General features: G+C 43.5%; 18 protein-coding genes, 1 riboswitch and 1 other annotated feature (1 of these 20 only partly in view). Of the genes, 16 read left to right on the top strand and 2 right to left on the bottom strand.

What is annotated here, in order from left to right; genetic code table 11:
* Positions 1-84: a binding site (T-box leader), on the top strand; it begins 159 nt to the left of the window's first position.
* A 58-nt stretch (positions 85-142) separates the two neighbouring features.
* Together pheS and pheT are read left to right on the top strand one after the other, a co-directional pair.
* Entirely contained in the window at positions 143-1,183 is a 1,041-nt protein-coding gene (gene pheS, locus N0M92_RS08800) for a phenylalanine--tRNA ligase subunit alpha (RefSeq protein WP_098370018.1), read from the top strand.
* A gap of 28 nt (positions 1,184-1,211) precedes the next feature.
* Positions 1,212-3,626 carry a phenylalanine--tRNA ligase subunit beta gene (gene pheT / locus N0M92_RS08795; protein WP_260285368.1) on the top strand — a complete coding sequence of 805 codons (2,415 nt, stop codon included), beginning with the start codon at positions 1,212-1,214 and terminating at the stop codon, positions 3,624-3,626.
* On the opposite strand, the gene N0M92_RS08790 is transcribed toward pheT, so the two are convergent.
* Positions 3,615-3,929 (bottom strand): hypothetical protein, encoded by a 315-nt coding sequence (locus N0M92_RS08790; RefSeq protein ID WP_260285367.1) that lies wholly within the window; start codon positions 3,927-3,929, stop codon positions 3,615-3,617. The genes pheT and N0M92_RS08790 overlap by 12 nt on opposite strands.
* A 40-nt stretch (positions 3,930-3,969) precedes the next feature.
* Positions 3,970-4,929, bottom strand: a complete 960-nt coding sequence (gene rnhC / locus N0M92_RS08785; protein WP_260285365.1) for a ribonuclease HIII — start codon at positions 4,927-4,929, stop codon at positions 3,970-3,972.
* Positions 4,930-5,101: 172 nt separating this feature from the next.
* Here rnhC and zapA point away from each other — a divergent pair, with 172 nt between their 5' ends.
* The 14 genes from zapA (at position 5,102) to N0M92_RS08715 (ending at position 21,136) form a co-directional block, all read left to right on the top strand.
* Entirely contained in the window at positions 5,102-5,362 is a 261-nt protein-coding gene (gene zapA / locus N0M92_RS08780) for a cell division protein ZapA (RefSeq protein ID WP_048678967.1), read from the top strand.
* A 4-nt stretch (positions 5,363-5,366) separates the two neighbouring features.
* Positions 5,367-5,912 carry a CvpA family protein gene (locus tag N0M92_RS08775; RefSeq protein ID WP_260285364.1) on the top strand — a complete coding sequence of 182 codons (546 nt, stop codon included), beginning with the start codon at positions 5,367-5,369 and terminating at the stop codon, positions 5,910-5,912.
* Between the two features lie 210 nt (positions 5,913-6,122).
* The gene (gene polX / locus N0M92_RS08770) at positions 6,123-7,841 is read left to right on the top strand and encodes a DNA polymerase/3'-5' exonuclease PolX (RefSeq protein WP_260285362.1); all 1,719 of its coding nucleotides are present in this window, start codon (positions 6,123-6,125) and stop codon (positions 7,839-7,841) included.
* 35 nt (positions 7,842-7,876) lie between these two features.
* Positions 7,877-10,231 carry an endonuclease MutS2 gene (locus N0M92_RS08765; protein WP_260285361.1) on the top strand — a complete coding sequence of 785 codons (2,355 nt, stop codon included), beginning with the start codon at positions 7,877-7,879 and terminating at the stop codon, positions 10,229-10,231.
* Positions 10,232-10,296: 65 nt separating this feature from the next.
* A complete protein-coding gene (locus N0M92_RS08760) occupies positions 10,297-10,704 on the top strand; it encodes a DUF350 domain-containing protein (RefSeq protein WP_260285360.1) in 408 nt (135 codons plus the stop codon).
* 216 nt (positions 10,705-10,920) lie between these two features.
* Positions 10,921-11,679, top strand: a complete 759-nt coding sequence (locus N0M92_RS08755) for a GNAT family N-acetyltransferase (RefSeq protein ID WP_260285359.1) — start codon at positions 10,921-10,923, stop codon at positions 11,677-11,679.
* A gap of 175 nt (positions 11,680-11,854) precedes the next feature.
* A complete protein-coding gene (locus tag N0M92_RS08750; protein WP_260285358.1) occupies positions 11,855-13,552 on the top strand; it encodes an AMP-binding protein in 1,698 nt (565 codons plus the stop codon).
* Positions 13,553-13,751: 199 nt separating this feature from the next.
* On the top strand, positions 13,752-14,339 hold the full coding sequence (locus N0M92_RS08745; RefSeq protein ID WP_260285357.1) for a TetR/AcrR family transcriptional regulator: 588 nt from the start codon (positions 13,752-13,754) through the stop codon (positions 14,337-14,339).
* A gap of 124 nt (positions 14,340-14,463) precedes the next feature.
* Complete coding sequence (locus N0M92_RS08740) at positions 14,464-15,237, top strand: enoyl-CoA hydratase (RefSeq protein WP_260285356.1); 774 nt, start codon at positions 14,464-14,466, stop codon at positions 15,235-15,237.
* A 123-nt stretch (positions 15,238-15,360) separates the two neighbouring features.
* Positions 15,361-16,134, top strand: a complete 774-nt coding sequence (locus N0M92_RS08735; protein WP_063232775.1) for an electron transfer flavoprotein subunit beta/FixA family protein — start codon at positions 15,361-15,363, stop codon at positions 16,132-16,134.
* A gap of 70 nt (positions 16,135-16,204) precedes the next feature.
* On the top strand, positions 16,205-17,182 hold the full coding sequence (locus N0M92_RS08730; protein WP_192205998.1) for an electron transfer flavoprotein subunit alpha/FixB family protein: 978 nt from the start codon (positions 16,205-16,207) through the stop codon (positions 17,180-17,182).
* A gap of 204 nt (positions 17,183-17,386) precedes the next feature.
* The gene (trxA, locus tag N0M92_RS08725) at positions 17,387-17,701 is read left to right on the top strand and encodes a thioredoxin (RefSeq protein ID WP_034308995.1); all 315 of its coding nucleotides are present in this window, start codon (positions 17,387-17,389) and stop codon (positions 17,699-17,701) included.
* A gap of 103 nt (positions 17,702-17,804) precedes the next feature.
* Complete coding sequence (gene uvrC / locus N0M92_RS08720) at positions 17,805-19,577, top strand: excinuclease ABC subunit UvrC (RefSeq protein WP_260285355.1); 1,773 nt, start codon at positions 17,805-17,807, stop codon at positions 19,575-19,577.
* A 61-nt stretch (positions 19,578-19,638) separates the two neighbouring features.
* Positions 19,639-19,815, top strand: a riboswitch (Lysine riboswitch).
* Positions 19,816-19,903: 88 nt separating this feature from the next.
* Positions 19,904-21,136 carry an aspartate kinase gene (locus N0M92_RS08715; protein WP_260285354.1) on the top strand — a complete coding sequence of 411 codons (1,233 nt, stop codon included), beginning with the start codon at positions 19,904-19,906 and terminating at the stop codon, positions 21,134-21,136.
* Positions 21,137-21,159 lie beyond the last annotated feature (23 nt).

The following is a 21,159-nucleotide window of genomic DNA, read 5'->3' as shown; positions in this document are numbered from 1 at the left end:
ATTTTTTAATGAAGTGAGTGCAGAAGTTTTTTTGTTCGTGCACTAATAAGGGTGGTACCGCGATACATAAACCTCGTCCCTTTAGGGATTGGGGTTTTTTTGTGTTCATTTTTACAAAAGGAAAATAAAGGAGGAAGACATGATGCAGGAACGTTTACTAGAACTGCAGGAAGAAGCGTTGCAAAAAGTTGCCGCCGCTTCCGAATTAAAAGAACTGAATGAAGTCCGAGTTGCTTATTTAGGGAAAAAAGGGCCAATCACTGAGGTATTGCGCGGCATGGGTAAATTATCTGCCGAAGAACGCCCGAAAATCGGGGCACTGGCCAATGATGTAAGGGAAGCGATCGCAACAAAGATCGAGGAGAAACAAAAAGCACTTGAAACTGCGGCAGTCAATGCAAAGCTGGCAACTGAAACGATTGACGTCACACTTCCTGGACGTCCGGTTAACAAGGGGAATCTACATCCATTAACACGTGTCGTGGAAGAAATCGAAGACTTATTCATCGGTATGGGCTATACCGTTGCGGAAGGTCCTGAAGTCGAAAGCGACTACTACAACTTCGAGGCACTTAACTTGCCGAAAAGCCATCCGGCACGTGATATGCAGGATTCCTTCTACATAACGGACGAAATCCTGATGCGTACGCACACTTCACCTGTTCAAGCCAGAACGATGGAAAAACATAAAGGTCAAGGACCTGTTAAAATCATTTGCCCAGGAAAAGTATATCGCCGTGATAACGATGACGCTACACACTCCCATCAATTCCAGCAAATTGAGGGCTTGGTCATCGATGAGAACATCAGCATGAGCGACCTGAAAGGAACGCTGGACGTATTTGCGAAAAAAGTATTCGGGCAAGACCGTGAGATTCGTCTTCGTCCAAGTTTCTTCCCATTTACGGAGCCTTCCGTCGAAGTGGATATTTCTTGTAAAATCTGTGGTGGTAAAGGCTGCAGCGTATGTAAACAAACAGGCTGGATCGAAGTGCTTGGCGGCGGGATCGTTCATCCGAACGTCCTTGAAATGGCTGGCTTCGATTCCAAGAAATACTCTGGATTCGCATTTGGAATCGGCGTGGAACGGATTGCCATGTTGAAGTACGGTGTGGATGATATCCGTCATTTCTATACGAATGACGTTCGTTTCTTAAAACAATTCAACCATCATGAAGCATAAATTTTTATTTTAAAAAGGAGGACCTACCATGTTTGTGTCATATAAATGGTTACAAGATTATGTTGACCTTTCAGGCATCAATGCGACGGAGCTAGCTGACAAAATCACGAAAAGCGGCATTGAGGTTGAAGGGGTGGAAAAGAAAAGTGAAGGGCTAAAAGGGGTCGTCATCGGGCATGTCATTGAACGTGAACAGCATCCAAATGCGGATAAATTGAATAAATGCCAAGTTGATATCGGGGCCGAAAATCCTGTTCAGATCATCTGTGGAGCACCGAATGTCGATAAAGGCCAAAAAGTCGCAGTCGCTACTGTTGGCGCAGTCCTTCCAGGTAATTTCAAAATTAAGAAAGCGAAACTTCGTGGCGAGGAATCGCACGGGATGATCTGCTCGCTTCAGGAATTGGGCTTCGAATCCAAGCTCGTTTCCAAGGATTATGCTACAGGTATCTTCGTCTTCCCTAATGATGTGGAAGTAGGGAAAGATGCATTGGAGGAACTTGGTTTAAGTGATGAAGTGCTGGAACTTGGGCTGACTCCGAACCGTTCCGATGCATTGAGCATGCTTGGTGTTGCATACGAAGTGGCAGCCATTCTAGGCCGGGAAGTGAAATGGCCGGTTGTCGAGAAAGAAGAGGCAGCTGAAAAAGCAACTGATTATATCAGTGTCAAAGTTGAAGCGAAAGAAGATAACCCGATATACATCGCTAAAATCATCAAGGATGTCAAGGTCGGACCTTCACCGCTTTGGATGCAGACTAGGTTGATGTCTGCAGGTATCCGACCTCATAATAATGTGGTGGATATCACGAACTACATTTTACTTGAATACGGCCAACCGCTCCATGCCTTTGATTATGACCGCTTTGGTTCAAAGGAAATCGTCATCCGCAGAGCGAAGGATGCTGAAAAAATCGTAACATTGGATGAAGCGGAACGCACTTTGACACCTGACCATTTAGTGATCACAAATGGCAGCGAGCCAGTAGCGATAGCTGGTGTGATGGGCGGAGCGGATTCCGAAGTGAAAAATGATACGACGAACATCATCATTGAAAGTGCATATTTTGCAGGTACAGTGGTTCGTAAAGCTTCAAAGGACCATGGATTACGCAGTGAAGCTAGTGCCCGCTTTGAAAAAGGTGTCGACCCGGCCCGTGTACGTGAAGCTGGAGAACGTGCTGCACAATTGATTGCACAATATGCAGGCGGAACAGTCTTACAAGGAGCAGCAGAAGTTGATGAATTGACAATGGAACCTGCGGTCATTAGCATCACTCTTGAAAAAATCAACACACTTCTTGGAACAAGCATGACCGCATCAGTTGTGGAATCGATCTTCAAGCGTCTGCAATTTGGCGTGGAACTTGACAATGAAACATTCACAATCACCGTTCCGACGCGCCGTGGCGATATTACGATTGAAGCTGATTTAGTCGAAGAGGCTGCCCGTCTATATGGATATGATAATATTCCCGCTACACTGCCGATCGGTGCTGCTGTCCCAGGCCAATTGACTGATTATCAAATTAAACGGCGGAAAGCACGCCGTACACTTGAAGGCGCAGGCCTTTATCAAGCGGTAACCTATTCACTGACAAGCCAGGAAAAAGCGTCTCAATTCGCCTTGGAAGCAAGAGAATCCATTCGATTAGCAATGCCAATGAGTGAAGAAAGAAGCCAGCTGCGTTTAAGCATCGTGCCTCAATTGCTTGAAGTCGTGAAATATAACAATGCCCGCCAACTTGATTCACTGGCACTGTATGAAATCGGTTCGGTATTCTTTAAGCGTGACGAACAAGAACTGCCTGAAGAAAAAGAACATATTGCTGGAGCGATCACCGGCCTATGGGAGTCACATCCATGGCAAGGTGAAAAGAAACCAGTGGATTTCTTTGTAGCCAAAGGCGTGATCGAAGCATTATTCGACACACTTGGATTAGCTGATCAAATCAGTTATCGCCAAGCGGAAATCAACGACATGCATCCAGGACGGACAGCGGAAGTACTATTGAATGGTGAAGTGATTGGCTTTATCGGCCAAGTGCACCCAACTGTCCAAAAAGACTTGGATATTAAAGAAACATACATTTTCGAACTTTCCTTAAAAGCATTGGCCGAAGCCGAAGTCGCTCCGATTGCGTACCAAACCATTCCGCGCTATCCATCAACCACGCGCGATATCGCGCTCGTTGTGGATCAAGCTACGAAAGCTGGGGACATTCAGGATATTATTGAAGAAGCCGGTGGCAAACTGCTGAAAGAAGTAAGCATCTTCGACTTATACGAAGGTGAAAGAATGGAGGAAGGCAAGAAGTCCATTGCCTACTCACTGAAATACTTCGACCCGGAACGTACGCTAACGGACGAGGACATTACAAAAGCACATGATAAAGTTCTTGAAGCCGTTAAAGAAAAAGCTGGCGCAGAACTAAGAGGATAAAACCAAAAAAGACAGCTCCCTGATACATGGGGAACTGTCTTTTTTGATTTTACGAGTAAAAGGCGCAAACTCACGAGTAAGCAGCGTAAACTCACGAGTAAACAGCGCAAACTCACGAGTAAAAGGCGCAAACTCACGAGTAAAAGGCGCAAACTCACGAGTAAACAGCACAAACTCACGAGTAAAAGGCGCAAACTCACGAGTAAACAGCGTGAACTCACGAGTAAACAGCGTGAACTCACGAGTAAATGACACAAACTCACGAGTAAAAGGCGCAAACTCACGAGTAAAAGGCACAAACACGAGTAAAAGGCGGCTGTTCCGGAAGGTCAGCCGCTTTCTTCTATTTATGATATTTCTGTTGAAATAGTCGCTTCGCTTTTTCTGTGTTGGCGAAGTGGGTTTTCGTGAATTCGTGTAATGAATCGATTCCTTTTTCATGAATCAATCTTGCGGCTGCTTCATCGACTGCAAATCCGGCACCTTTAGGGATTTTGAATCCGGCTTTTTCACTCAGCAAGTCAAATCGTTTGACGAATGCATATCGGGCAATGATGGATGCGGCTGCTACTCCAAGATGAATGCCTTCCGCTTTTGTGCATAGATAGGTGGCATTAGCCTGGAATAGTTCTTGGCCTTTGAGGTAATTGAAAAATACCTCTGGTTGAGCGAATTGATCAATAAGGACCGCTTCCGCTTGTTCCGGCTGGATTTTTTGCATGAGATGCTTGATTGCTTGGTTATGGAGGAGTGCTTTCATTTTACCTTGTGACATTCCCTTTGCCTGCAGCGCATTATATTTCGGGTTGTCGCATGTGAGCAGGCTGAAGGGCACTACATCCTTAATCTGTTTGGCAATTTCGATGATCTGTGGATCTTTCAGATTTTTGGAATCCTGGACACCAAGCTCCTTCAATAGTGAGAGTTGCTCCTTTTTTGCATATACGGCTACGACGGTGATCGGGCCGAAATAGTCTCCTGTTCCGACCTCATCGGAACCGATCACTGACATGGTTCCGATATTTGCAGGCGGCGAATATCGATGGGCCTTGACCGATGCAGAGGATGCCGTTTTTTTCTTTGGAGCCGCAGCAGTGGTGCCTTTTTGCCATTTTCCAGCTTCTAGTTCGGCATTCTTACCTTGAAAAAGGACCTTACCGGATTTATAGGCCGTAACCGTACATAGCGGCGGTTTTGCGGAAAAGATGCTCCCAGGGGGCAGCTTGGCGGCCAAGGATGAAGAATAATGGGCCTTCATCGCTTTGATTTGTTCAGGACTGATAAGTAAAACAACATGGGACATAATGGGTTAGCTCCTAACTTCATTTTGTTTATTAGGTGATCTTCTTCCTAAATCCGCTTTCGTTTGACAAATTATTGAAATTTTTATGCGAGAAATGACGATGTACTCTCTTTCGTGACGAAAAACTTCATGATATGATAGAATTAGGATTGTTTAGATTGGGGGCATCATTTTGTCAGACGATAAACGAAATAAAACAACAGTTGATATATACGGACAACCATATACAATCGTCGGCACAGAAAGCGCAAGTCATATGCGCCTGGTCGCTTCGATGGTTGACGAAAAAATGAGAGAGATCAGGATGAAAAATCCTTACTTGGATACAAGCAAGCTAGCGGTGCTAACGGCCGTGAATACGATCCACGAATATATTAAATTAAAAGATGAATTAGACCAGCTTCAACTGGAATTAAAGAGAGAGAAGGACTGAGTACATGCTTGATTTAGCAATTCTGGCCATTCTTTTAATCGGTTTATTAATCGGTTTAAAGCGTGGCTTCATTTTACAAGCGGTTCATATGACAGGGTTCATTGTAGCCTTCATCGTCGCTTATGTATTTTACGGAGATCTTGCTCCCAATTTGAAATTGTGGATTCCGTTCCCAACGATGGGTGATTCCTCGGCCCTTAATATGTTTTTCGATACAGTCGGGCTTGATACGGCATATTACAATGCAATTGCCTTTGCAATCATTTTCTTTGCTGCCAAGATCCTTTGGCAAATGATAGGATCCATGCTCAATTTCATCACCCACCTACCGATATTAAAGCAGCTGAATCGCTGGGGTGGAGGGATATTGGGCTTTCTCGAAGTCTATCTTATCATGTTTATTATATTATATATAGCTGCCATGTTGCCAATAGATTCCATCCAGAAACCATTAACTGGCTCATTTCTGGCAGAATCGATCGTGAAACATACGCCGTTCCTTTCCGAGCAAGTGAAGGAACTTTGGTTTCAGGGTGTAAAACAATCTTAATGTCAGTTTAAGAGGGCCTGTCTCCCTTTCTCAAAGTCCTGGATTCCCATACTTTGAACGGGGGAGGCCCCTTTTTATGTGGCAGGATGTAACTTCCCCCTATTTGATTCGAAAGTTAAGAACCTGACTGCTTGTACTTTACCTCCAAGAAAGGTATCTTTAAGAAAGTGAACAATGGACACCCTACTAATTTTTTTGGCGGTGAATTAAATGACAATTAATAAAAAAGATATCATTAAACTATTAGAAAAGATTGCAATATATATGGAACTAAAAGGAGAGAACCCGTTCAAGGTTTCAGCTTTCCGGAAGGCAGCGGGCGCCTTGGAAACGGATGACCGGAGCCTTTCGGCCATCGAGGACTTTACCGCTTTAAATGGAATCGGGAAAGGGACGGCCTCCGTCATCGAAGAGTATATGAATGAGGGGAAATCGACCGTACTTGAAGAGCTGCAGGAGCAGGTGCCAAAAGGATTGATTCCGCTTCTGCAGCTTCAAGGTCTGGGCGGGAAGAAAATTGCCAAGCTTCATAAAGAGCTTCATGTCAATGATGTGAATGATCTTAAAATCGCCTGTGAAGAAGGCAGGGTCGCGGCGCTTGCCGGTTTCGGCAAAAAGACGGAAGAGAAGATCCTGTCTGCAATTGCCGAGGCGGGTTCAAGGCCCGACCGGCTGCCCCTTGCCTTCATGAGGCCGATTGCGGATGATATTGAAACGGCCCTTGCTAACATGGAATACATCATCCGTTCTTCCAGGGCCGGCAGCATCCGGCGTATGAGGGAAACCATCAAGGACCTCGATTTCATCATCTCGACAGATCATCCCGAAGAAGTTAAGGATCAACTGCTTGCATTAACGGGAATAAAGCAGGTGATTGCAGCAGGTGATACAAAAGTATCGGTCGTGCTTGATTATGAATATGATATTTCTGTCGATTTCCGAATCGTGAAGGATCAGGAATTCATCACGACACTCCATCATTTTACAGGTTCGAAGGATCACAATGTGCGGATGCGCCAGCTTGCTAAAGATCGCGGAGAGAAAATCAGCGAATATGGGGTGGAAGTGGCTGAAACCGGTGATATATTGACGTTTGAAACGGAAGAACAATTTTATAATCATTTTGGTCTTCCTTTCATTCCGCCAGAACTGCGTGAAGACGGAACGGAAGTGGAGCATTATGATGCTAATGAACCTCTCATATCTTTAGAGTCCATCAAAGGTGACCTGCATATGCATACCACATGGAGTGATGGTGCCCATACGATTGAAGAAATGATTGAAGCATGCCGTGCAAAAGGGTACCGGTATATGGCCATCACTGATCATTCGCAATATCTGAAAGTAGCGAACGGCTTGACCGCGGAACGATTGCGTGAACAAAAACGTATCATCCATGAGCTAAATGAAAAATACGCTGACTTTACCGTTCTTTCAGGGATTGAAATGGATATACTTCCTGATGGGACCCTTGATTATGACGATGAGCTGCTTGCAGAGATGGATTTGGTGATCGCATCGATTCACTCAAGCTTTTCACAGCCTCGGGAAACGATCATGGAGCGCTTAAAAACGGCTTTGAATAATCCGCATGTAGATATCATTGCCCATCCAACGGGAAGGATCATCGGCAGACGAACCGGATATGATGTTGATATAGAGATGCTGATCGAACTGGCCCGTGAAACGAATACTGCCTTGGAATTGAATGCGAACCCGAACCGATTGGATTTGGCACCTCCCCATCTGCGCAAGGCACAGGAAGCAGGCGTTCCGATCGTGATCAATACGGATGCCCACAGCATCGACATGCTTGAACATATGCCTGTTGGGGTTTCATCAGCCAAAAAAGGCTGGATTAAAGAATCAACGGTTCTTAATGCAAGGGATACGGACGGATTATTGGCGTTTTTAAAGAGAAATGATTAACTATTTGCCCATAAATAAGGAGGAGCTTTAACTCCATGCATAATAAAGCTTTAAAGACATTGGAATTTCATAAAATAAAAGAACAATTAATTTCACACGCATCCTCATCCATAGGAAAAGAGAAGGCAGAGCAATTGATGCCTTCCACGGATTTTGAAGAGGTGTCGAGGTGGCAGGAAGAAACGGATGAGTCAGCAAAAATCGTCCGGTTGAAAGGTAACTTGCCATTGGGCGGGATTTTTGATATCCGTCCGCATGCAAAAAGGGCACAGATTGGCGGAATGCTCTCACCGATGGAATTGATGGAACTTGCGAGTACGATTCGTGCCGGCAGGATCCTCAGCCGTTTCTTTGAAGAACTTGCAGAGCAGGAAATTGATGTTCCGCTTTTGGCCGAATATATTGATTCCCTTCATCCATTGATAGATTTGCAGCAGGAAATTACGTATGCAATAAGCGAACATGGCGAAGTGATGGATTCTGCCAGCGACAAGCTTCGCACCCTAAGAAACCAAATTCGGACGAACGAAAGCCGCGTCAGGGAAAAACTAGAAAGCATGATCCGTTCTTCCAATGCATCAACAATGTTATCCGATGCCATCATCACCATCCGGAATGACCGATTCGTCATCCCGGTAAAACAGGAATACCGGAGTGTGTATGGCGGGATCATCCATGATCAATCCTCATCAGGGCAGACGTTGTTCATTGAACCGCAAGCAATCGTTCAGCTGAATAATGTCCTCCAGGAAACCCGAGTGAAGGAAACGCAGGAAATAGAACGGATATTGGTCGAACTATCGGAAAAAGTCGGTGCGTACACTCCTGAATTGCTTCATAATGTCAAAGTGCTTGCCCAAATCGATTTCCTTGTCGCCAAGGCTAAGTATGCAAAAGCGATAAAAGGATCCAAGCCGATTCTGAATGATGAGGGGCGCGTGAAATTATTCAAAGCGAAACACCCGCTCATTCCGAGTGATGTTGTCGTGGCCAATGATATTTTTCTTGGTGATGAATTTACGACAATCGTCATCACCGGTCCGAATACAGGTGGTAAGACGGTTACCCTGAAAACGATTGGCCTCTGTACGTTAATGGCCCAGTCCGGTCTGCAAATCCCTGCGCTGGATGGTTCCGAAACGGCTGTGTTTTCCTCCGTTTATGCCGATATTGGCGATGAGCAGTCGATTGAACAAAGCTTAAGTACATTCTCCTCGCATATGGTCAATATTGTCGATATCCTTAAGCATGTCGATTATGACAGCCTTGTTTTATTCGATGAGCTTGGAGCGGGAACTGATCCACAGGAAGGTGCTGCTTTGGCCATTTCCATTTTGGATGAAGTGTATAAACGCGGAGCACGTGTGATCGCAACGACACATTATCCGGAATTAAAAGCGTATGGATATGATCGGGAAGGCGTCATTAATGCAAGCGTCGAATTTAATGTGGAAACCTTGAGTCCCACCTATAAACTTTTGATCGGTGTACCAGGTAGGAGTAACGCGTTTGAAATTTCCAAACGGCTTGGTTTGGAAGAAAGCGTGATAAGCAGCGCCCGCAGCCATATTGGTGAGGATACGAATAAAGTTGAGAATATGATAGCGTCCCTTGAAGACAGCCGCAAAAAGGCCGAAGAAGAAGAACAGGAAGCCAAGAATCACCTGGAACAGGCGGAAATTCTTCATAAAGACCTTCAAAGGCAAATTGGTGAATACCATGAAGAACGGGATGCGATGGTTGAAAAGGCAGCAAAAGAGGCAGCGGCAATCGTTGAAAATGCACAAAAGGAAGCAGAATCGATTATTGCCGACTTACGTAAACTGCGACTTGAAAAGCATGCCGATGTTAAAGAGCATGAACTGATCGATGCCAAAAAGCGGCTTGAAGAAGCAGCGCCAAAAGTGAAAAAAACATCAAATAAAGCTGCAAGGCCGCTGGATAAAAGCTTGAAACCTGGAGATGAAGTAAAGGTAGTAAGCTTCGGTCAAAAAGGTCACTTGATCGAGAAGGTCTCAAATAATGAATGGCAGGTTCAGATCGGCATCATGAAAATGAAGGTGAAGGAGTCTGACCTGGAATTCATCAAGACCACAAAAGTAAAAGAAACAAAGCCCCTCACCACGATCAAAGGCCGCGATTATCACGTTAGCGTCGAACTTGACCTCCGTGGAGAACGCTTTGAAAATGCAATATCAAGAGTGGAAAAGTACATTGATGATGCTCTTTTGGCCGGTTATTCGAGTGTCTCCATCATTCATGGTAAAGGAACGGGTGCTCTTCGGTCCGGGGTCCAGGAATACTTGAAAAATCACCGCTCTGTCAAAAGGATCCGCTTCGGCGAAGCCGGTGAAGGCGGAACAGGTGTTACGGTGGTGGAATTTAAATAAAGGAAAGCGGTCACTCCGGCCATTCAGTCAAGCCGGGTGGCTAGTTACCATTCGGGAGTTGGACCATGGTGAACATGTGGGAAAATGAATATGTATATATAGCTGCTCGTTACAGTGTCGTTATTCTGTGCATGATTGTTTTTTTAGCCATTTTTGAACTTGTCACAAAGTACAAGAACTGGGAGGAAATCAAACAAGGAAACCTTTCCGTCGCGTTGGCAACAGGTGGTAAAATATTTGGGATCGCCTATGTATTCCAACAGTCCATTCTCCATCAGAATTCGCTTATTACCATGATTGGCTGGGGCGTATACGGATTTGTCCTGCTATTGATCGGTTATTTCATTTTTGAATTTATGACTCCTAGATTTAAAATAGATGAAGAGATACAAAAAGATAATCGGGCAGTTGGATTCCTATCGATGATCATATCAATCGCATTATCTTTTGTCATCGGCGCAGGGATTTCTTAATGCCCTTCATGAGAGGGAGTAAGCTGTGGAGAAACTAGCAAAAGTCCTAATTGTTTGTTGCGGAATCTTTTTTCTGTTTGGAATCATTTATATGACATTCTTCAACTGAAGCGGCCATTATGCCGCTTCTTTTATTTGAGTTCAATTAAAAAGAGTGGGTGGTGGCATGTATAATAATAATGGTCAAATAGACTTTTCTAAAAGAGGAGGAGGATTATGGGTCAGTCCAAATTGATACAAAAGATAGAAGAATTATCGCTGAATGCGTTACCGGCCATGCAAACCCAAATCTATGACGGATTGGTTATCCGATTTGCGGATGGATATATGAAACGGGCGAATTCTATCGCCCCCATCTATTTATCGAATGAAAATGTGAAAAAGAAAGTATTGAATTGTGAACAATTATATTTTGCTAGGAATGGTAAGGCAATATACAAAATGACTCCACAGTCAAAGCCCAACAACTTGGATAGTGTATTGGAGGAGTCTGGGTATGTCCTGGAGGGAACAACGAGTGTCCAAGTATTGAATTTGGCAGAAACAGAATCACTGAATGAAATCAATGTCATAAAGTATGATCATTTACATGATCACTGGTTTCATGATTTCTGCCTACTAAGTAAAATGAATGATCATGATCAAACCATTCTGAAAAAGATGTTAGGGAATATCATTCAAAAAAAATGCTTTATGTTGTTGACTGATGAGGGTGGAACCGTGACAGCATGTGGACTGGGCGTTTTGGAAGACGAATACATAGGCCTGTACAATATCATAACCCATGAAAATTTTCGAAACCAAGGCAATGCTGCCATCCTCATTCGTAATTTATTGCATTGGGGTAAAGAAAATGGAGCAAAAAATGCTTATCTTCAGGTGATAAAAACAAACGCGCCCGCTCTAAGCTTGTACGAAAAGTTGGGGTTTGAAGAAAAATATAAGTATTGGTATAGAATTAAAACTAAGGAGTAGAACCACTCCTTTTTTTGTTCCCCTTTTTAAGTGTTGCATCCAATATTCCCTGTGGTCGGTATAGGACATATTTCTCATCATGGGGTCTTTGTACACTGAAATTCTGCAATTGTAAGAAAATCCCGATTGTATTATAATGAAAAGAGTATTGAGAATATTCAGAAGGAGGGGGCAAATGAGCAATAAGCCATGGCAAGCTATTTATCCGGAACAGATACCCGCTGCTTTGTCTTACGAAGATAAACCTCTTTATTCTTTTTTAAAGGAATCAGCCGAAGAATTCCCCGATAAAGTATCGATTCATTTCCAGGGAAAAGAATTAACTTTCCGGGAAGTGCATGAATCTGCTTTAAAGTTTGCGGCCTATTTAAAAAGTATCGGTCTTCAAAAAGGTGAACGCGTTGCCGTCATGCTTCCTAACTGCCCACAGGGTGTCATAGGCTTTTTTGGAATATTGATGGCAGGCGGAGTCGTGGTTCAAACGAATCCAACCTATACTGAACGTGAATTAGAATATCAAATGAAAGATTCCGGAGCGAAAATAATTTTGGCGATGGATATTTTATTTCCCCGTGTTGCAGCAGTGGCATCAAGAACGGATATAGAACATATAATTGTAACCGCTATCAAGGAATATTTACCTTTTCCGAAAAATCTTATCTATCCTTTTATTCAAAAAAAGCAATACGGCATTGTCATCAATGTGGAGCATGAAGGGAATCATCATTTATTTTCCGAAATCATGAAACGAAAGATGACCGAAGAAGTCACTGTGCCGATCGATGTGGATAATGACCTTGCCCTTTTGCAATATACTGGTGGGACAACAGGCTTTCCCAAAGGGGTCATGCTTACCCATAAGAATATGCTTGCGAATACGAAAATGTGCAATGCATGGCTTTATAAAAATAAGCGCGGTGAGGAAAGGATCCTTGCGATTCTGCCTTTCTTCCATGTGTACGGTATGACTACAGTCTTGGTTCTTTCCGTCATGGAAGGAAACACCATGATCATCATGCCAAAGTTCGATGTCTTAGCGACGCTTAAAACCATCCAAAAACAGAAACCGACCATGTTTCCAGGAGCGCCCACGATGTATATCGGCCTCTTGAACCATCCGGATATCGCTAAATATGACCTTTCTTCCATCAATGCCTGTATAAGCGGTTCTGCATCATTGCCCATAGAGGTTCAAGAGCAGTTTGAGAAAGTTACCGGCGGGAAACTTGTTGAAGGCTATGGACTTTCCGAAACCTCACCGGTGACCCATGCTAATTTCATCTGGGATCAGCCGCGTGTAAAAGGAAGCATTGGGCTGCCGTGGCCAGATACTGACTCGGTGATTCTGTCCCTGGAAACCTTTGAAGAGCTTCCCCCGAATGAGATAGGCGAAATTGCCATAAAAGGACCACAGGTAATGAAAGGATATTGGAACCGTCCGGATGAAACGGAAAACACCTTTAGAAATGGCTGGCTGCTTACAGGAGATTTGGGCTACATGGATGAGCAGGGGTTCTTTTATGTGGTCGAGAGGAAAAAGGATACAATCATTGCAGGCGGTTTCAATATATATCCACGAGAGGTGGAGGAGGTGCTATACGAGCATGAGGCCATACAGGAAGTGGTTGTGGCAGGTATCCCTGACCCCTATCGCGGTGAGACCGTTAAGGCCTATGTCGTACTGAAAAAAAATGCCAATGCCACTGAAGAGGAATTGAATGAATTTGCCAGAAAGAACCTGGCTTCCTATAAGGTGCCGCGCAGCTATGAATTCAGGGATGAACTTCCTAAAACGACGATAGGAAAGATCCTGAGAAGAGTCCTTATCGAGGAAGAAAAGAAAAAAATATCCGAGGAAAGAAAAGAAGCTTGAACTAGCACCCCTTTTAACGGAGCAGCGGAAGAAGGCTCCGTGTTTTGCAGAACGGCTGGACAACCTATGGATGGGGGCTGTACAATGAACTGAAGTGAATGTCAGGACCCCTAGAAGTTTTTGCTTGACAGTAAAGGGTCGTCATTTTATGATAGAAATATGAATGATGATTCATTCATTTTCTGAAAGGGGACATCCAGTGAAAAGCAACAGACCAAAGTATAATCAAATTATTGAAGCGGCCGTTATCGTCATTGCCCAAAACGGTTACTATCAAGCCCAAGTATCCAAAATCGCCAAGCAGGCAGGCGTAGCGGATGGCACCATATATCTATATTTTAAAAATAAAGAAGATATCCTGATATCATTATTCCATGAAAAGATGGGCTCATTCGTGGAACAGATCGAAGAAGAAATAACAGGGAAGACCACTGCTTCGGATAAACTGAGTGTGCTCATCCAAAAACATTTTAGAAACCTTTCAGAAGACGTGAATTTAGCAATTGTCACTCAGTTGGAATTGAGACAGTCGAATAAAGAATTGCGCCTTAGAATTAATGATGTGTTAAGAGGGTATTTAAATTTAATCGATCAGATCATTATTGAAGGAAAAGAGAACGGCGAATTCCTGCCTGATTTAAATAATTTACTTGCCAGGCAGATGATTTTTGGAACGATTGACGAAACAGTGACGACTTGGGTCATGAATGAGCAAAAGTACTCTCTTCCTGACCTTGCACCAGACGTTCACCGCCTGCTTATTGGCGGCTGTGGCCTGAAAAGTTAACGATTTAAATAGAGGATGGCTAGCCATCCTCGAAAGAATCGATTAATTCTGCTTCCCCTTTATCGGGAAGTGGTACATATTGAATTTTCAAAAAAGTTCGACTAGCATGCCTGGAGGGATTGATATGGAATATCTTAAGCTTTCTGTCGAAGATCATGTGGCTTTTATAACGATTGATCATGCACCTGCAAATGCGCTTTCTTCTGCTATCATCGGAGAGCTTTCACAGGCCTTCGATCAAATTGAGAAAGACGAGGCCGTACGGGTTGTCCTTCTTCATGGTGAAGGAAGATTCTTTTCTGCAGGAGCAGACATTAAAGAGTTTACGGAAGTGGAGAACGGGAAAGCTTTCGAGAAGCTGACCAAGAATGGTCAATCTGTATTTGAGAAAATCGAATCTTTTCCAAAACCGGTCATTGCAGCCATCCATGGAGCTGCGCTTGGCGGAGGATTGGAGCTGGCCATGGCCTGTCACATCCGATTGGTCACTGAAAGGGCTAAACTTGGTTTGCCTGAGCTGCAGTTGGGCTTAATCCCTGGATTTGCCGGGACCCAACGTCTTCCCCGTTATGTAGGCATGGCAAAGGCTGCTGAAATGCTTTTTACAAGTGAACCGATAACGGGTACGCAAGCTGTGCAATGCGGATTGGCGAATCATGCCTTCACGGATGAAGAACTGATTCCAAAAGCAAAGGAGCTAGCCAATAAAATTGCCAAGAAAAGCCCGCTGGCTTTAAAGTCGACCATTGAGTTATTAAATTATTCTAAGCATGATTCCTATCATAAAGGTGTGGAAAGGGAAGCCGCCCTCTTTGGCCAGGCTTTCGATACCGCTGATGCACAAGAAGGAATCAGCGCTTTCATTGAAAAAAGGGAAGCTGTATTCAAAGGGAAATGATGATTTTGGTATAAAAAACTATTTTTATATATTATGCAGGATTTTGATGAAATCTGTAGAACAATACTATATATCAATAAAATTCATAATCTTCAAAACTCAAATCATTCGGGAGGTATTATCGTGAACATTTATGTACTGCTGAAAAGAACATTTGATACAGAAGAAAAAATTACACTATCCAATGGGAAAATTAATGAGGATGGAGCAGAATTCATCATTAATCCATACGATGAGTATGCGGTTGAAGAAGCAATCCAGGTACGTGATGCACAAGGCGGAGAAGTAACGGTTATTTCTGTCGGAACCGAAGAGGCTGAAAAGCAATTACGTACAGCGCTGGCAATGGGTGCTGACAAAGCCGTATTGATAAATATAGAAGACGACATAGAAAATGGCGACCAATTCACGACTGCCAAAATTATAGGTGAATACTTAAAAGGTAAAAATGCCGATTTAATCATTGCAGGAAACGTAGCAATCGATGGCGGTTCTGGTCAAGTGGGGCCACGCGTTGCCGAAATTTTAGAAATTCCTTATATTACAACCATTACTAAACTGGACATAGCAAATGGAAATGTAAGCGTTATCCGTGATGTCGAAGGGGATTCTGAAACGATCGAAGCATCCCTTCCATTGTTGGTGACAGCTCAACAAGGGCTTAATGAGCCGCGTTACCCTTCATTGCCAGGAATCATGAAAGCGAAGAAAAAACCGCTTGAAGAATTGGAATTGGATGACCTGGATTTGGAAGAAGAAGATGTTGAGGCAAAAACAAAAACGATTGAAATTTACCTTCCTGCTAAAAAAGAAGCTGGAAAAGTATTGGACGGAGAAATCGGTGATCAAGTTAGCGAACTTGTTCAATTATTACGCAGTGAAGCAAAAGTGATTTAATCTTAAACGGTACTTTTCAAAACAACACACACGACAAAAAAGAAAAATAGAGCACAGGAGGTTTTTATAAATGGCTAGAAAGTTTCTTGTATTGGGCGAAGTTCGTGACGGTTCACTAAGAAATGTATCATTTGAAGCTATCGGTGCGGCTAAACTTGCTGCAGATGGCGGGGAAATCGTAGGTGTTTTAGTTGGTGACAGTGTTCAAAATTTCGGGAATGAATTGATCCAGTATGGCGCGGACCGGGTTGTGGCAGTAGAAAATGACCAATTGAAACAATATACTTCAGATGGATATGCGCAAAGCTTGCTTGCCGTCATCGAGCAGGAAAAGCCAGAAGGAATTTTCTTTGGACATACGGCCCTAGGAAAAGACCTTGCACCTAAATTGGCTGGAAAGCTTGAATCAGGTTTGATCTCGGACGTTACATTTATTGAAGAAGAAGGCGGAAATATCGTTTTCACCCGCCCGATATATTCTGGTAAAGCATTTGAAAAGAAAATTGTTACGGATGGCGTGATATTCGCGACAATCCGTCCGAACAATATCGAACCATTAGCTAAAGATGAGTCCCGCTCTGGTGATGTTTCTACATTAAGTGTGGACATTAAGGATTTACGTACAATCATTAAAGATGTTGTCAGAAAAGCTAGTGAAGGGGTCGACCTTTCAGAAGCGAAAGTAATCATCGCAGGTGGACGGGGCGTGAAAAGTGAAGATGGTTTTGAACCGTTAAAGGAACTTGCACAAGTTCTTGGCGGAGCGGTAGGAGCTTCCCGCGGAGCATGTGATGCGGACTATTGCGATTACTCTTTGCAAATCGGGCAAACGGGTAAAGTCGTAACACCTGACCTTTATATCGCCTGCGGAATTTCCGGTGCGATCCAGCATTTAGCGGGGATGTCCAACTCCAAGGTTATCGTTGCCATCAATAAAGATCCGGAAGCTAACATATTCAATGTAGCTGATTACGGAATTGTCGGAGACCTTTTCGAAGTCGTTCCATTACTTACGGAAGAATTCAAAAAACTAAAAGTTAACGCTTAAACTAATACAAATTAGGGGGCAAGACATTTGGCATAAGCCGACACATGTCTTGCCCCTTTATTTTGGCTAAGAGGCAAGGACTTCGGCCTGCATATTTATTCTTTTTTTGGACATCCTACCACTGAAGCAAAATATTAGCATCGATTCGAGCAACAATGGTATACTGTCTTTAGTTATTTGAGTAAATTTGAGGAGGAAATATATATGGCTATTGTAAATGCAACTGACCAAACTTTCACAACAGATACTAGCGAAGGTGTTGTTCTTGTAGATTTTTGGGCTCCATGGTGCGGACCTTGTAAAATGATCGCTCCAGTTCTTCAAGAACTTGATACTGAAATTGGCGATACAGCAAAAATCGTAAAAGTGGATGTAGATGAAAACCAAGAAACAGCAGGGAAATTCGGTGTAATGAGCATCCCGACATTAATCGTCCTTAAAGACGGTGAAGTGGTTGATAAGGTTGTTGGTTTCCAACCTAAAGAAGCACTTGCTGAACTTATTGCAAAACACGCGTAATAGTAAGATAGCTAAAAAAAGCTTCAAGTCTGCGGACTTGAAGCTTTTTTCGCTATCTTGATATATAATGATTGTAAAAATGGGAGAACAGGAGGCTGAATGCATGAATCAACAAATAAAGAATAAACTTGCCCTTCTTCCCGATCAACCTGGTTGTTATTTAATGAAGGATCGTCAGGGAACGATCATATATGTAGGCAAAGCGAAGGTGTTGAAAAATCGTGTCCGATCTTATTTTACGGGATCTCATGATGGAAAAACATTTCGGCTCGTGAATGAGATTGAGGATTTCGAATACATCGTCACCTCTTCCAATATCGAGGCTCTTATTTTAGAGCTGAACTTAATCAAAAAACATGACCCAAAATATAATGTCATGCTAAAGGATGATAAGACGTATCCTTTCATCAAGCTGACTGCGGAACGCCACCCGCGTCTAATCATTACGCGAAAAGTCAAAAAAGACAAAGGGAAATATTTCGGTCCTTATCCGAATGCGTTTGCAGCTAACGAAACGAAAAAATTGCTCGACCGCATCTATCCCCTAAGAAAATGCAATACTTTACCAGATCGCGTGTGTCTCTATTATCATCTTGGCCAGTGCCTGGCCCCATGTGTATATGAAGTAGAGGAACAGGAATATAAAAAAATGGTGGATGATATCAACCGGTTCTTGAACGGCGGGCATACTGAAATAAAAAAAGAACTGACTGAAAAAATGCTAGTGGCATCAGAAGAGCTCGATTTCGAGAGGGCCAAGGAGTTCCGTGACAAGATTGCCCACATTGATATTACGATGGAGAAGCAAAAAATGATGACGACCGATTTCGTCGACAGGGATGTATTTGGCTTTGCCTATGATAAAGGATGGATGTGTGTTCAGGTATTTTTTGTCCGGCAGGGTAAATTAATAGAAAGGGATGTTTCACTTTTTCCGGTCTATGATGAACCCGAACAGGAACTACTTACATTCCTAGGTCAGTTTTACGAGATTACGAACCATTTTAAACCAAAGGAAATCTTGCTGCCTGAATCAGTGGATGCCGAAATGGCCGAAGGGCTGCTTGGGGTCAAAACGATTCACCCCAAAAGGGGGGCGAAAAAAGACATGCTTAAATTGGCGAATAAAAATGCCTCCATCGCCCTTCAGGAAAAATTCTCTTTGATTGAAAGGGATGAAGAAAGAACGATCAATGCGGTGGAAAACCTCGGGAACCAACTGGGCATCTACACCCCGCACCGAATTGAAGCTTTCGATAACTCCAATATCCAGGGAAGTGACCCTGTTTCGGCTTTAGTCGTGTTCATTGATGGGAAGCCGGAAAAAAGAGAGTATCGAAAATATAAAATCAAGACGGTCCAGGGACCTGATGATTATGAATCGATGCGTGAAGTGGTCAGAAGAAGGTATTCACGAGTATTGAAAGAAGGGCTGCCGCTACCGGACTTGATCATCATTGATGGCGGAAAGGGACATGTCGAAGCCGTTCGGGATATTCTGGAGAATGAATTGGGCCTTGAGATTCCGCTTTCAGGCCTCATTAAGGATGAAAAGCATAGGACATCGCAATTGATGATCGGAAATCCTCTTGAAATCGTACCTCTTGATTCTCGGAGCCAGGAATTTTACCTATTGCAAAGAATTCAGGATGAAGTGCATCGGTTCGCGATTACTTTTCATCGCCAGCTACGCGGGAAAAATGCGGTTCACTCCCAGCTTGATGATATTCCAGGAGTCGGGGAAAAACGAAGGAAGCAATTATTAAGGCATTTTGGATCATTGAAGAAAATCAAAGAGGCAACAGTCGAGGAAATCATGGAAGCTGGAATGCCAAAAGGGGTAGCCGAGGGAATCGTTAGAAAATTACAAGAATAATCTTGCTACCGATAAATCACTATGCTATGATTAAAAGGAATTTTTAACTAGACAACTTAAAAGTGCTGATAGAGGTGCGGAATTCAAGAGTAAAGACCTGGAGAAGTATGAGCTTCCATGAAAGGTTTTGAAAGGGGATGACGCCGAAGGAAGACAAGACTCATACCTTGTTTTCCTGGTCCGACATTTAATAAATGGCGGATTGTCAGGGTTTATACCCTGGAGAGCTATCTCAGTGTGTTTACAGTATTGGATATGTGATCACAGCAATGAGATATTTCTCATTGCTTTTTTTATTGCCTAAAAAGTAGAGAGGGTGCATGAGGATGGCATTAATCGTTCAAAAATTCGGCGGAACATCCGTCGGTAGCGTAGAAAAAATCAAAAATGTTGCCAATCGGGTAATCGAGGAAGCGGAGAATGGAAATGAGGTAGTCGTCGTTGTTTCAGCCATGGGGAAAACAACGGACCAATTGGTTTCCATGGCCCGTGATATTTCCGGAACCCCGAGCAAAAGGGAAATGGATATGCTATTGACCACTGGGGAACAGGTAACGATTTCCCTGTTAACGATGGCATTGATTGAAGAAGGGCATGAAGCCATTTCGTATACTGGCTGGCAGGCTGGCATGCAAACGGAATCTGTTCATGGGAATGCCCGGATTTTAAACATTGATGCTTCAAGGATCCAAGCTCAGCTTCAACAGAAGAAAATAGTGGTCGTGGCCGGTTTCCAGGGAAACGATGTAAATGGGGAAATCACTACATTGGGAAGAGGCGGTTCCGATACGACGGCGGTTGCCATCGCTGCAGCTCTGAATGCGGATAGATGCGATATTTATACCGATGTAACAGGTGTTTTCACAACGGATCCACGCTACATAAAAGGCGCGCGAAAACTCCAATCCATTTCTTACGATGAAATGCTGGAACTTGCCAACCTAGGGGCGGGCGTCCTCCATCCAAGGGCTGTCGAATATGCAAAAAATTATCAAATTCCGCTTGAAGTCCGTTCAAGCATGGAGAGAGAATCAGGAACGATCATTGAGGAGGAAGCAACTATGGAAGAAAACTTAATTGTACGCGGCATTGCTTTTGAAGACAGTATTACGAGAGTCACAATTTATGGTTTGCCCCAATCACTTGGTGCATTATCCACAATCTTCACGACACTTGCGAAAAACCGGATCAATGTGGACATCATCATTCAAAGCATGACAGCCGAGGATACGACCAATCTATCTTTTTCCACAAAAAGTGAAGATACGGAAGCGGCCTTGATCGTGCTGGAAAATAATAAAGAACGATTGGGATTCGACCGGGTCGAAACGGAGAGCGGGTTGGCCAAAGTGTCCATCGTCGGTTCTGGTATGGTATCCAACCCCGGTGTGGCTGCCGAGATGTTTGAAGTGATGGCCAATACAGGCATCCAGGTGAAAATGGTCAGCACGTCGGAAATTAAAGTTTCGACTGTCGTCAATGAAAAGGAAATGGTGAAGGCGGTTGAATCCCTTCATGAAGCATTTAAACTTGGTCAGCATGCAAATGTGCTAGCTTAAGTGCAGGAGTCCAATAAAAAACA

The sequence above is a fragment of the Peribacillus aracenensis genome, assembly GCF_025175645.1.
GTDB classification, from domain to species: Bacteria; Bacillota; Bacilli; order Bacillales; family DSM-1321; genus Peribacillus; species Peribacillus aracenensis.
The sequence above is the reverse complement of the archived record's forward strand: the minus strand, read 5'-3'. Positions and strand labels throughout refer to the sequence as shown.

What these genes read in the sequence shown, in the direction of transcription:
- N0M92_RS08750 (WP_260285358.1), top strand. Translation starts at nt 11,855, where the DNA reads ATGAGCAATAAGCCATGGCAAGCTATTTATCCGGAACAGATACCCGCT.
- N0M92_RS08760 (WP_260285360.1), top strand. Translation starts at nt 10,297, where the DNA reads ATGGTGAACATGTGGGAAAATGAATATGTATATATAGCTGCTCGTTAC.
- N0M92_RS08775 (WP_260285364.1), top strand. Translation starts at nt 5,367, where the DNA reads ATGCTTGATTTAGCAATTCTGGCCATTCTTTTAATCGGTTTATTAATC.
- N0M92_RS08755 (WP_260285359.1), top strand. Translation starts at nt 10,921, where the DNA reads ATGGGTCAGTCCAAATTGATACAAAAGATAGAAGAATTATCGCTGAAT.
- trxA (WP_034308995.1), top strand. Translation starts at nt 17,387, where the DNA reads ATGGCTATTGTAAATGCAACTGACCAAACTTTCACAACAGATACTAGC.
- uvrC (WP_260285355.1), top strand. Translation starts at nt 17,805, where the DNA reads ATGAATCAACAAATAAAGAATAAACTTGCCCTTCTTCCCGATCAACCT.
- N0M92_RS08715 (WP_260285354.1), top strand. Translation starts at nt 19,904, where the DNA reads ATGGCATTAATCGTTCAAAAATTCGGCGGAACATCCGTCGGTAGCGTA.
- rnhC (WP_260285365.1), bottom strand. Translation starts at nt 4,929, where the DNA reads ATGTCCCATGTTGTTTTACTTATCAGTCCTGAACAAATCAAAGCGATG.
- pheT (WP_260285368.1), top strand. Translation starts at nt 1,212, where the DNA reads ATGTTTGTGTCATATAAATGGTTACAAGATTATGTTGACCTTTCAGGC.
- N0M92_RS08730 (WP_192205998.1), top strand. Translation starts at nt 16,205, where the DNA reads ATGGCTAGAAAGTTTCTTGTATTGGGCGAAGTTCGTGACGGTTCACTA.
- polX (WP_260285362.1), top strand. Translation starts at nt 6,123, where the DNA reads ATGACAATTAATAAAAAAGATATCATTAAACTATTAGAAAAGATTGCA.
- N0M92_RS08765 (WP_260285361.1), top strand. Translation starts at nt 7,877, where the DNA reads ATGCATAATAAAGCTTTAAAGACATTGGAATTTCATAAAATAAAAGAA.
- pheS (WP_098370018.1), top strand. Translation starts at nt 143, where the DNA reads ATGCAGGAACGTTTACTAGAACTGCAGGAAGAAGCGTTGCAAAAAGTT.
- N0M92_RS08740 (WP_260285356.1), top strand. Translation starts at nt 14,464, where the DNA reads ATGGAATATCTTAAGCTTTCTGTCGAAGATCATGTGGCTTTTATAACG.